9 protein-coding genes and 2 pseudogenes are annotated in these 10743 nt (G+C 66.1%); 5 read left to right on the top strand and 6 right to left on the bottom strand.

The window, feature by feature from the left end; genetic code table 11:
• Window positions 1-191 (top strand): annotated as a pseudogene (locus AC2VOG_RS15940) (hypothetical protein); the annotation flags it as partial.
• 16 nt (window positions 192-207) lie between these two features.
• On the opposite strand, the gene AC2VOG_RS15935 reads toward AC2VOG_RS15940, so the two are convergent.
• Both AC2VOG_RS15935 and AC2VOG_RS15930 read right to left on the bottom strand, forming a co-directional pair.
• A complete protein-coding gene (locus AC2VOG_RS15935) occupies window positions 208-1020 on the bottom strand; it encodes a universal stress protein (RefSeq protein WP_486940842.1) in 813 nt (270 codons plus the stop codon).
• A 37-nt stretch (window positions 1021-1057) separates the two neighbouring features.
• Window positions 1058-2191, bottom strand: a complete 1134-nt coding sequence (locus AC2VOG_RS15930) for a site-2 protease family protein (RefSeq protein WP_486940841.1) — start codon at window positions 2189-2191, stop codon at window positions 1058-1060.
• Between the two features lie 330 nt (window positions 2192-2521).
• On the opposite strand from AC2VOG_RS15930, the gene AC2VOG_RS15925 reads away from it, so the two are divergent.
• The 3 genes from AC2VOG_RS15925 (at window position 2522) to AC2VOG_RS15915 (ending at window position 6103) form a co-directional block, all read left to right on the top strand.
• Window positions 2522-2953, top strand: a complete 432-nt coding sequence (locus AC2VOG_RS15925; RefSeq protein ID WP_486940840.1) for an Hsp20/alpha crystallin family protein — start codon at window positions 2522-2524, stop codon at window positions 2951-2953.
• 111 nt (window positions 2954-3064) lie between these two features.
• Complete coding sequence (locus AC2VOG_RS15920) at window positions 3065-5101, top strand: erythromycin esterase family protein (protein WP_486940839.1); 2037 nt, start codon at window positions 3065-3067, stop codon at window positions 5099-5101.
• 18 nt (window positions 5102-5119) lie between these two features.
• Window positions 5120-6103, top strand: a complete 984-nt coding sequence (locus tag AC2VOG_RS15915) for a 1-phosphofructokinase family hexose kinase (RefSeq protein WP_486940843.1) — start codon at window positions 5120-5122, stop codon at window positions 6101-6103.
• Window positions 6104-6131: 28 nt separating this feature from the next.
• Here AC2VOG_RS15915 and AC2VOG_RS15910 read toward each other — a convergent pair.
• From AC2VOG_RS15910 to AC2VOG_RS15895, 4 genes and pseudogenes are all read right to left on the bottom strand, one after another.
• A pseudogene (locus AC2VOG_RS15910) lies at window positions 6132-6494 on the bottom strand (3-oxoacyl-ACP synthase); the annotation flags it as partial.
• 10 nt (window positions 6495-6504) lie between these two features.
• Window positions 6505-7392, bottom strand: a complete 888-nt coding sequence (locus tag AC2VOG_RS15905) for a universal stress protein (RefSeq protein ID WP_486940838.1) — start codon at window positions 7390-7392, stop codon at window positions 6505-6507.
• A gap of 55 nt (window positions 7393-7447) precedes the next feature.
• A complete protein-coding gene (locus tag AC2VOG_RS15900) occupies window positions 7448-8011 on the bottom strand; it encodes an Rv1733c family protein (RefSeq protein ID WP_486940837.1) in 564 nt (187 codons plus the stop codon).
• 214 nt (window positions 8012-8225) lie between these two features.
• The gene (locus tag AC2VOG_RS15895; protein WP_486940836.1) at window positions 8226-9212 is read right to left on the bottom strand and encodes an Acg family FMN-binding oxidoreductase; all 987 of its coding nucleotides are present in this window, start codon (window positions 9210-9212) and stop codon (window positions 8226-8228) included.
• A gap of 357 nt (window positions 9213-9569) precedes the next feature.
• Here AC2VOG_RS15895 and AC2VOG_RS15890 point away from each other — a divergent pair.
• On the top strand, window positions 9570-10743 hold a 1174-nt coding region (locus AC2VOG_RS15890), incomplete at its 3' end, for an AMP-binding protein (RefSeq protein WP_486940835.1).

Raw genomic sequence — 10743 nt, 5'->3', positions numbered from 1 at the left:
TGGTGACCGCATCGCACTCCTATTTCGCGATGGCCAACTCGGCGATCGATTCCACCGGCTGGTGGCGTTCCGGCGCCGCTGTCGAGGTGTTGATCGGGTTGTATCTGGCCTACGTCGGCTGGGTGCCCCCACGAGGCCGGCCGGTCTCGCACAAGGCAAGCCCGACCGCGGATTTCCCACGCGCCGCGTGACAGACGGTCGCGAGTATTACTCGTGAATGATCAGCACCGAGGACTGCGCGGTGTGGAAGATGGGATGCTCGTACGGTCCGACGATTTGGGCAAGCTCACCGGCATCGACAGACCCGACAACGGTCAACGGAACCAAGTCGTCGACGCTCTTCAGGAAATCGGCAACCCCGTCGTGCGCGACGACCGGATAGATGTGCACATCGGGATACCAGTGCTTCCAAGGCCACACGTGTTTGTCAAGTTCATGAGCCGCCGCGTCGGCGCCGTCGGCTTTGCCCGAACCGACCGCCAGCACGGGAAGTTTGCGTAGCGCTGCTTCTCGCATCGCCTCGTCGACAACGCGATCGCGTTCGGGCGATTCGTCGAGCGCCACCACAATCCAATTGATGGCCTGCGTGGGCTGATTGGGCTGCGAACGGATCACCGCGACCGGGCAATGAGCGCGCTCCGCGATTTCGGTTGCGGTTGAGCCCAATAACGCCCGGGAATACCGGTCGATGCCTACCGAGCCAACGCATATCATCTCGGCGTCGTCGGACTCGGACAGCAGAATCATCCCCGGCTGTCCGCGGAGGGTCTCGGTCTCGATTTTCACTGGTATTCCCGTGGCCTCGACCGCCGACTTGGCCGTCCGAAGTGCCGTTTCGGCGTGGACGACGTCACGGTGATAATCCTCCGCGCTGGGGTGAGTCTGTTTGAGAGCCGTCAGCAGGCGTAGCGGCACCTCACGACTGCTGGCCTCGTCAGCGGCCCACACGGCGGCATGGACGGCCGCCGGTGAACCGTCGATGCCGACGATGACGGCCCGTCCAATGGGGTTGTCGCTCATGGTTTGTCTCCGATTCTTCATCCAGTTCTCAGTTGGGTCAGGACCAAGCGACGGGGCTGGACAGCCGACGCACCTCAATCAGGCGACTCAGATCGGCTGCGGTGACGATGCCCACGAGGCGGCCGGCTTCGACGACGAGGGCACGCTGCGCGTGATTCGATCCCAGCCGCTCAAGCAGGGTGGTGACCGGCTCGTCGGGCGTTGCGACGGTGACGTCGTTGAGTGAAACCGCGATGTCACCCACCGTGGTGGTGACGCGCTGGTCGGGCGGCACCCGACGCAATTGAGTCAGGGATACCAGTCCGACGATCGACCCGTCGTGATCCTTGACCGGGTACGCCGAATGCCGGTCGCCCAGCAGATAACGCTCGATGAAATCCTGCACGTTGATCCAGGCGGGAGCGGTGTGCGGGTCGGGCGTCATCGTCTCGGCGACCCGCACATCGGCCAGCGCGTCGCGGGTCAGCACCTGCGTCTGGTCGACATGGGCGGCCGACAAGATGAACCAGCCTATGAAGGCTAGCCACACGCCGGCGACCAGGGCGCCGGCCAGAAACTCGAACAGCCCGAACGCGATCAGCACGAACGCGACGTAGCGGCCGGCCCGCGCGGCACTCAGCGCGGCTCGGGTGGCATCGCCGTGACGGCGCCAGAGCCACGCACGCAGAACTTGGCCGCCGTCCAACGGGGCGCCGGGCAGCAGATTGAAAACGCCCAGCAACGCGTTGATCCCTGCCAGCCACCACGCCACCCCGACCGCGATGTGCGCCACACCGAGTGCCCTCAATTCCCAACCTGCAGAACCGAATAACGCTCCCAGCAGCAAACTGGTGGCCGGGCCGGCCACGGCGATCCGGAACGCGGTCTGCGGTGTGGTGGCCTCGCTGCCCAGCCGGGTGACACCGCCCAGCAGCCACAGCGTCACGTCAACGACCTTCACCCCGGCGCGGCGGGCCACAATGGCGTGTGCCAGTTCGTGAGCCAGCAGCGAGGCGAGCAGAACCGTGGCGCCGCACAGACCGGCCAGCCAGTAGGCGCGGGTCGAGTAGCCCGGGGCGGTGAGGGGCAGGCTCGAAGCCAGGCTCCAGGTGAACAGCCACAGGATCACCAGCACGCTCCAGTTGACTTTCACCGTGAAGCCCGCGATGCGGGCCAACGGGATATTCGTCATGCTCAACCTCCACAAGTCAACGGAAAACAGCGCCTCTGGCAGTGCGTAAAGCCGCGCGCCGATCACCGGTCCGGGGGCGGCCTGGAGGCGAGGGGATCTGCCCGGTCCCGGTCGTTCGCGGTCGCGGCCGCAACCCGGGCGGATCCACTCCTACGATCGCAAAAACGGACAGCGCCGCTCTAGGGCCGAAAGCCACCTTTTGGGCGGACAAGCCGGGCCGACGCCGACGAATGACCCCGTGATGATAGGACTTCGGTCCCTACTGCGGCTTCGCGCTAAGTGGTCGAATCCTGTTACGACAGCAGAAAATCACCCAGCAGGAGAGCAGAGATGAGCACCCTTCCAGTCAAGCGTCACCAGCATTCGATCTTTCCCGACATCTCCGACCTATTCGCCGCGTTCCCGTCGTTCACCGGACTCCGGCCGACGTTGGACACCCGGTTGATGCGTCTCGAGGACGAAATCAAAGACGGCCACTATGAGGTGCGGGCGGAGATCCCCGGTGTCGACCCGGCCAAGGACATCGACATCACGCTGCGCGACGGCCAATTGACGGTCAAGGCCGAGCGCAGCGAGCACAAAGAGTTCAACGGTCGCTCCGAATTCTCCTACGGGTCGTTCGTCCGCACCGTGTCGCTGCCGCCCGGTGCCGACGAAGACGACGTCAAGGCCCGCTACGACAAGGGCATCCTGACCGTCTCGATCGCCATTAACGACTCCAAGCCGGTCGAAAAGCACGTGCCGATCGCATCCACCAAGTGACCAGTTTGAGGGGCGGGACCGCAGCGGCACCCCATTCCGGCTGCGGTACCGCCCGCCCCCAACGCGTGCCCGGCTCAGCGTTGCTCGCGACCTGAATGAGAAGAGACCTCGATGAGCAGAGCGATTGTCCTGGGCAAGGACACGCCAGATCGGTTGTTCCGCAACCGCCGTGAGGCCGGCCGGGTGTTGGCCGGTCTGCTGCAGGCGTACCGGGACAAGCCAGACGTGGTGGTCCTGGGCCTGGCGCGCGGCGGGGTACCGGTGGCCTGGGAGGTCGCCGGCGCGCTCCATGCGCCGCTCGACGCGTTCATCGTGCGCAAGCTCGGCGTGCCGGGCCACGAGGAATTCGCCGCCGGCGCGCTCGCCAGCGGCGGCCGCATCGTGCTGAACGACGATGTGGTCCGGGGCCTGCAGATCACGCCGCAACAATTGCGCGATATCGCCGAGCGGGAGGGGCGCGAGCTGGCCAGGCGCGAGGCCGCCTACCGCGATGGGCGTCCGCCGCTCGTCGTGACCGGTAAGACCGTCATCCTCGTCGACGACGGATTGGCCACGGGTGCAAGTATGTTCGCCGCAGTGCAAGCGCTGCGGGACGCGCAGCCGGCGCGCATCGTGATCGCGGTGCCATCGGCGCCGGAATCGACTTGTCGCGAATTCGCAGGCCTGGTCGACGATATGGTTTGCGCATCGATGCCGACTCCGTTCTTCGCCGTCGGCGCCGCGTACTGGGATTTCAATCAGGTCAGTGATCAGGAGGTCCAGACCCTGCTTGCCACCCCGACCACCGCGCGCGCTGCCGCGCCGGTCGCCGAGACGGCCGCCGACATCGTTCGGCGCTTCGCCGTCGATGCACCCGGCGGTGTGCCGCCCCGAGAGGTGTTGTCGGAGTTGGTCGGTGACGCACGGGTGGTTCTTATCGGTGAAAGTTCGCACGGCACTCACGAGTTTTATCAAGCTCGCGCCGAGATAACGAAGTGGCTGATCCAGGAGAAGGGATTCTGTGCGGTGGCCGCCGAGGCGGATTGGCCCGACGCTTACCGGGTCAATCGGTACGTACGCGGGATGGGTGACGACTACACTGCCGAGCAGGCGTTACGCGGCTTCGAGAGATTCCCGTCGTGGATGTGGCGTAACACGGATGTTCGCGATTTCGCCGACTGGTTGCGGACCGAGAATCGGCGCTGTGAAGACCAAGGCCGCCGTCAAACCGGCTTCTACGGACTGGATCTCTACAGCCTGCATCGATCGATGCAGGAGGTGGTGGGCTACCTCGAGACGATCGACCCACGGGCCGCGGCCCGCGCGCGATCCCGATACTCGTGCTTCGATCACGTCTCCTCCGCCGATGACGGCCAGGCCTACGGCATGCGTGCCGCTTTCGGCGCCGGCTTGTCGTGCGAAAAGGAAGCCATCGAACAATTGGTCGAGATTCAGCGAAACGCGTTGGCCTACGCGCGTCGTGACGGATTACTCGCCGAGGACGAGTTGTTCTACGCCGAGCAGAATGCTCAGGTTGTGCGGGACGCCGAGCGCTATTACCGGGCGATGTTCGGTGCGCGGGTGACCTCCTGGAACCTGCGCGACCAGCACATGGCCCAGACGCTGCACGCGTTGCTGGAGCATCTGGACCGCCACCACGATCCATCGCCCGCACGAATCGTCGTGTGGGCGCACAACTCTCATGTCGGTGACGCACGAGCGACCGAGGTGTCCGCCGACGGTCAGCTGACCCTGGGCCAACTGGCCCGGCAACGTTACCGCGATCAAGCCCGGTTGATCGGGTTCAGCACCTACTCCGGCACCGTGACCGCCGCCGCCGAATGGGGCGGCGTGGCCGAACGGAAGATTGTCCGGCCCGCATTGGCGGGAAGCGTCGAGGAGTTGTTCCACCAGACCGGTAACCCGGCGTTCTTCATCTCCTCGGACGCCGGCGCGGACCAGGCGTTGGATGTGGTCCGGCTGGGCCGAGCGATCGGCGTCATCTATCTGCCGGCGACCGAGCGGCAAAGTCACTACTTTCACGTGCGGCCGGCCGATCAGTTCGACGCGATGATCCACATCGAGACCACCCAGGCGCTTCAGCCGCTGGAAGTGACCAGCCAGTGGGTGGCGGGCGAGACTCCCGAAACCTATCCGACGGGCCTGTAGGCGGGGTTGCATCAGGTGATTACCTGCGACACAAGTTCCAACGGTGACCGGCCCACCATCGTGACGCTGACGATGAATCCGGCCCTCGACATCACGACCGGAGTCCACCAGGTCCGTCCCACCGAAAAGCTCCGCTGTCATGGCACGCGGCATGACCCGGGCGGCGGCGGCATCAACGTTGCGCGGATCGCCCACATACTCGGGGCGAAGGTCGCGGCGGTGTTCCCGGCCGGCGGACCGACGGGGCAGGTGGTGGTCGATCTGCTGACGGCAGAGCATGTTCCGTATCATCGCGTCGACATTGCCGGGCGGACGCGGGAGAGCTTCGCCGTCGACGAGGCGGTCACCGGGCAGCAGTACCGGTTTGTGCTGCCGGGCCCACACTTGACATTCGCCGAACGGGCCCAGTGCGTCGATGAACTTCGCCGCGCTGCGGCCTCCGCCCGATTCGTGGTGGTCAGCGGCAGCCTGCCGCCCGGGGTGCCCACGGACTTCTATCAGCGGATTGCCGGGGTCTGCTGCGATCTGGGAGCCCAGCTGATCCTGGACGCATCCGGTCCGGCCCTGCGGCACATCACATCCGGGGTCTACCTGATCAAGCCGAGCATTCGAGAGTTACGCGAATCCGTCGGGGGTGAACTGGCAACCGAGGCAGAGCAGGTCGCGGCGGCCCGCGAACTGATCGCCGGCGGACATGCGCAGGTCATCGTGGTGTCGGTCGGCGACCGCGGTGCGCTTCTGGTGACATCCGATCAGGCTCAACGTATCCCGGCGATCAAAGTGCGTTCCAACAGTGGAGTTGGCGCCGGTGACGCGATGGTGGCGGCCATCACGGTCGGGCTGACGCGCGGTTGGACGTTGGCCACCTCGGTGCGCTTCGGAGTGGCCGCCGGGGCCGCCATGATGATGACTCCGGGTACTGCGGTATGCCGCCGTGGCGACGTCGAGCGCTTCTTCGAACTCGTCGCCGGTCCGGCCGATCTCGCTGTCGTGGGTAGTTGACAAACGTCCGATTTCACGACGGCGGCTGATCGCCGCTGACCACCAACCCGCGGCGGATGCTGCTTTGCCGGATCCAGTTGTTGAGAACGGTTACCCCGCTGAGCATTCCAGCGCAGGCATTGGAGAGATCGAAGGTCATCGCGTTGTCCGCTCCGATGGCGTGCGCGACGGCGCTGGCCATCGACGGCTCCAACCACTGATGCATGCCGTCACGGAGTTTGGTGATGCTGCAATTGATCACGACGTCGATGGTCGCTGGATCGCAGTGTGCCCTGTCAAGGCAATCGCGCGCTGCCGACGTGGCGAGGCTCAACGAGTCTTCTTCTCCGACCGAGACACGGCGCTCGTGGATGCCGGTCAGCCGCTCCAGGTCGATTCGTGTGGTCGTCCGCTGTGCGCGGTCAGGGTTGACGCGCGACGATCACCGGCATCCGTGCCGAATGAGCCAGCGAATTGCTCACCGATCCCAACAACATGCCGGCGAATCCGCCTCTGCCGTGGCTGCCGACGACCACCAACTGCGTCATTTCCGAGTGCCGGATGAGTTGGTATGTGGGATGGTCGCATTCGACCACCCGCCGCACCGTCACATCGGGGTAGCGTTCTTGCCAACCGGCCAGTCGTTCGGCCAGGACTTCCTCGGCGGCCGGCTTCATCGCCGGCCAGTCGATCGCGGGGTAGTCGTTGACTTCGACGTCGCTCCACACGTGCAGGGCGACGAGGTCGACACGTCGCCAGGAGGCCTCCTGAAACGCGATCGCGGTCGCTGGCTCCGACGCGGGTGAGCCGTCGATGCCGACCAGGATCGGTGCGTGCGCGGGGTCGGCCATCAGCGGGTCCTCGTCGTGAATGATCGCCACCGGGCAGTGCGCGTGGCGGATCAGGCTCGCGCTCACCGAGCCCAACACGCTGCGGGCAATCGGTCCGCGTCCCCGGGAACCGACGACAACCAGATCGGCGTCTTTGGACAGGTCGATCAGCGTCGGGACCGCCTGGGCGAACAGCATCTCCGTTTCGATCTGCTCGGGCTCGCCATCGGGAGCGGCGTCGGCGGCGAGTCGGACGGCCTCGTCGAGAACCCGCTGTCCATGCTCGACCTGCCAGCGCGAGAAACTCGTCGCCGAGGTCAGTGGCGGCTGGGTGAGCCCGATCGGGCGCACGGCGTGTACCAGCGTGAGGCGGGTATCGCGCATCGCGGCGTCCCGCGCCGCCCAGTCGACCGCGTACTTGGCCGCCGGCGAGCCGTCGACACCGACCACGATGCCCAGATTGGTTTCCGGAGTGGACATTCGAATCTCCCTGCGTGGATCCACGGGTTGCGGGCGCTGGCGCCGGCGGCGGTCACTACTGGCGGTTGGTGAAGCCGCCGTCGACGAGGCTTCGAATATCTCTGTTCCACTGGTCATCTCGTACTCGCCTTAGATGCGCGCACAATGCGCCGACCACCTCCGCGGCGGCCAGAATCGCGATCACCCAGCCAATGAACGCCGCCGCCACCGCATCGACGACGGCTCGCCCGATCGGCCGAGGAGCCGTGACGGCTCGGCCGTAATTGTCGACCCAGATCTCGAGGGCATCACCGGCCTTCGTGGCCCTGTTCCAGCCCAGCAGTTCGAGGTGATCGACGCCGTTGACCTTCCAACGAGCGTGGACCATGAAGGGGGTCGTCTCCGGCGACACCGTCGGCTGGCTGTCGTCGACAGCCCAGGCGACCACGGTATGCCGCGTTTGCGCCTGTTCGCGATACTTCTGAGCCTGCCTGTCGTGAATCACCGTTCCCATCACCCCGGCGCCGGCCGCGGCGACGACAACGAACAAGACGGCCAGGGCAACCACCGCGGTTTCGATGCGGTCGCTCAGTCGAATCAGCGGATTGCGGCTGAACAGTCGCAGGACCGGCCACGTCATCGGACGGATTACGAAGCTCTGCATGGCGACCTCACCTCAGGGTTACTGCGACGATGCACACAGCCTCGCAATTCGGGTGGCCCACGCGTAGGGCCCAACGTCTACCGGTGGAGGGCAATAGTGCCCGTCGATGACCCGCACTGGCTGGCCGCGCCTCGTGGATGGGGAGGTGGTCGTCCGCGACGCTGCCAATGTGAGTGAGCATGCTGCTAAGTCAGTCGAAGGCCCTGGTGCGCAGGACCTGCGGAAGGGGCCGTCGCGGTGTGGGCTTGGGAGTGCGTTCGGCAACCGGCACCAGACCGACTCTGACCAAAACCTGCGGTACGGCATCGTGATTCATCAGCGAACGGATCACTTCGCGGGTCGCGGGTAACTCGGTGAGGTGGGTCACCGTGCAGGTGGCAAGGCCGGCCACGGTGCAACTCAGCAACGTCGCCGACAGCGCCTCGCCGGCGGCCAAAGCGTCAGCGCGACTGTCTCCTTCGGTGGACAACAGCATGATCGCGGCGTGATCTTCGGTAATCTCGGTACGGCGCTCGGTGCCGCTAATGACGGGAAAAACGCGTTCGATGCCGACTCGGTCGCTTTCGGAAGCCGAGACCAAGGAGCTGTGCGGGATGCCCTCGGTGTTCTCGAATGGCGCCGTCCACCAGTCTAGTTCAGCGTGATAGGCACCGTCGTATAGCCGAAGCGACTCCGCCAGCTGGGCTGCATCTTCCAGTTTTGCAACCATGCCATCGGGTACCGTCTCGACGTGGACCGATGGGTTGCCGGCGCCGCTGACCCAGATCGAGGAAATCGAACGCCAGTTGGTCGGTGCTCCGAAAGGCAATCGGTCGGTGCGACGCGTCCAGATGGCATCCGCCATCAGGCGGTCTCGCGCGGTGACAAAGCTGACTGGTTCGAAGTCGATCGTCGCCAGATACTGTGGGCGGTCCGAGTCGGGAGATCGTTCGATGACAGCCTGCCAGCCGGCGGCAGCCATCGCTGTCCGTAGGTGATCTAGCGCTGCGCCGCAGCCGATTAGCGCTTCCCGCGCCGAGTGGTCGGCATCCATGATTCGGCTCGAGTCGAGGAACAGTCGAAGCTGGCCGTCGCGGTAAACCCATTGCCAGGGCTGGCTGTTGTGTAGCGACGGGGCGCGACACGCCGAGGTCACCGCATCATCGATGACGCTGCTGTCCAGCGCGCTTGTAGGCATCAATCGACCTCCTGGTTTTCGTGGGCTCGCAAGACTTCTCCGGCACTGGCCATGGCAACCTCGCTGTGGGGCATTCGCGACGTTGTAGCCAGCGTTGCGATCTCGACGTCCCAGACGTAGGGTCCAACGTCCACCGCTGACAGGTCCTACGGCACCAGCCCGTGCGGCGCCTCGGCGTTTGGCGTTCTCGAAGTGGGTACGGCGGCACTCGGGGCGACGGATGACTCATGTCAGGATTTGATTCGGCGACTGGACCGCTGTCTGCGCCGCCACCCCGCACCGCACCGGTCGGTGCTGATTTGGCGCGTGTGCCGACCACTGACTCGCCGGCCTGAATCCGCCGGGTAGCCTGCTCACGTGCTGCTGACCTCGCTGGATCCTTCCGTCGTCGCAGGTGGCCGCGATGTCGAGGACGCCGTCCGGTTCGACCTCGATCAGGTCACGCTCAGCCGCAGCGACTTCGTCGGCGCCGCCAACTCGGTGGCCGAGCGAGTCCGGGGCGCGGGTCGGATCGCGGTGCTGGCCACGCCCACCGCGCCGACCGCACTGGCCATCGCCGGCTGCCTGATCGCGGGGGTGCCGGTGGTCCCAGTGCCGGCCGACGTCGGCCAGGCCGAACGTCGCCACATCCTCACCGATTCCGGCGCACAGGCATGGCTGGGTGCGGCGCCCCGCGACGATGAAGCAGCCGAAGGTCTGCCGCACATTCCGGTGCGGATCGGGGCGCGGTCCTGGCATCGCCAGCCGGTGCCGTCGCCGCAGGAAACCGCGTTGATCATCTACACCTCGGGCACCACCGGTCCGCCCAAAGGGGTGCAGCTCAGCGGCGCGGCGATTGCCGCTGACCTGGACGCACTGGCCGAGGCATGGCAGTGGACCGCCGACGACACCCTGGTGCACGGCCTGCCGCTGTTTCACGTACACGGTCTGGTGCTGGGCCTGCTCGGATCGCTGCGTGTCGGGAATCGCTTTGTGCACACCGGCAAGCCGACTCCGGAGGCCTACGCGGCCGCGAACGGCACGCTGTATTTCGGCGTGCCGACGGTGTGGTCGCGGGTGGTCGCCGACCCGACGGCTGCCGAGGCGCTGCGTTCGGCGCGGCTATTGGTGTCCGGCAGCGCCGGGCTGCCGGTGCCGGTGTTCGACCAGTTGGTCCGGCTGACCGGGCATGCACCCGTCGAACGGTACGGGGCGACCGAGTCGCTGATCACGTTGTCGACACGGGCCGACGGTGAACGGCGGCCCGGTTGGGTCGGCCGTCCGCTGGCCGGCATCGAATCCCGGCTGGTCGACGACGACGGAAATCCGGTACCGCATGATGCCGAAACCATTGGGCGACTGCAGGTTCGAGGTCCGACGCTGTTCAACGGCTACTTGAACCGGCCGGACGCGACCGCCGAGGCGTTCGACACCGACGGCTGGCACCGCACCGGTGACGCCGCGGTCATCGACGCTGACGGGATGCACCGCATCGTCGGGCGCGAGTCGGTAGACCTGATCAAGTCCGGCGGCTACCGGGTCGGCGCCGGCG

Source organism: Mycobacterium sp. TH-M11, assembly GCF_057473725.1.
The sequence above is the reverse complement of the archived record's forward strand: the minus strand, read 5'-3'. Positions and strand labels throughout refer to the sequence as shown.